1 protein-coding gene is annotated in these 1,182 nt (G+C 48.4%); it reads left to right on the forward strand.

Features of this window, described 5'->3' with window-relative positions; all coding sequences use genetic code 11:
• The first annotated feature begins 112 nt into the window (after positions 1-112).
• Positions 113-1,036, forward strand: a complete 924-nt coding sequence (locus QMN38_RS26595) for a cation diffusion facilitator family transporter (RefSeq protein WP_000167917.1) — start codon at positions 113-115, stop codon at positions 1,034-1,036.
• Positions 1,037-1,182 lie beyond the last annotated feature (146 nt).

Raw genomic sequence — 1,182 nt, forward strand, 5'->3', positions numbered from 1 at the left:
ACTTTTTAATTAAATTTAATAAAAACGAAAAAATATTCATGGCGAAATGATTGTTTAATTATCTATCATGGATAGAAATGTGAGTTAGTCGTCCTATTTTAGGAAGTTAATAATGACTAAAACAAAAGGGTTACCTCGTCCGCTGACGCACTACGCTTGGCTTTCCATTGCCACGGCTATTGCCACTATCGGACTCAAAGGTGTGGCGTGGAAAATGACCGGTTCGGTCGGTCTGCTATCTGATGCCATCGAATCCGTAGTTAACCTCGCAGGAGCCCTAATGGCGCTCTGGATGCTGACCTTGGCTGCGCTTCCGGCCGATGAGAACCATGCATATGGGCACGGCAAAGCCGAATATTTCTCGAGTGCTTTCGAAGGATTTCTGATCCTATTGGCGGCAGCCAGTATCGCCTATACCGCAGTTGAGCGGATGTTAACTCCACAGCCGCTTGAGGAGATTGGTCTCGGATTACTGGTTTCAACAGTCGCATCAATCCTTAATTTTGTGACGGCTCGCATTTTGTTAAGGGCTGGCAGGCAGCACAACTCTATCACTCTTGAGGCAGATGCTCATCACCTGCTGACCGATGTCTGGACGTCGGTCGGTGTCATTTTTGGTGTCGGACTGGTTTATCTGACCGGCTGGTTTTGGGTCGATCCGATCGTTGCATTGCTGGTCGCAGCCAACATCGTTTGGACTGGTTATCAGCTTATGAGTCGTTCAGCTGCAGGTCTGATGGACGTATCGCTACCCACGGAAGAACTCAAAAAAATCGAGTCACTGCTGGCAGGATATCGTGAACAGGGGCTTGATTTCCATGCACTACGTACACGCCAGGCTGGCGGGCGGGCGTTTATGACAATGCACATCCTAGTTCCTGGGCGATGGACTGTTCAATATGGGCACGACTGGGCCGAGCGTATAGAGAATGATATCCGCACCGCACTGCCTTTTATCCATATCACCACTCATGTGGAACCGTTGGAAGATCCCGCGTCAATGAACGACCAAACGCTCGACATTTCTGATCACTAAACTAACCACATGTCGCTGGTCGGGCAGGGTAACAAACCTCGCTCTACAAAAATTTCAGGTATTCTCTATAATTCTGAGGGTACTTGATGTGACCTGCGCCCAATTGTTGGGCACGCAATATTTTTAAAAAGTCCGCTTCTGGCACA

The organism is Citrobacter sp. R-1.5.2 (assembly GCF_035064245.1).
Lineage (GTDB): Bacteria > Pseudomonadota > Gammaproteobacteria > Enterobacterales > Enterobacteriaceae > Citrobacter.

Excerpts from the sequence above, each read along its gene's own strand:
- QMN38_RS26595 (WP_000167917.1), top strand. The coding sequence starts at position 113 with ATGACTAAAACAAAAGGGTTACCTCGTCCGCTGACGCACTACGCTTGG.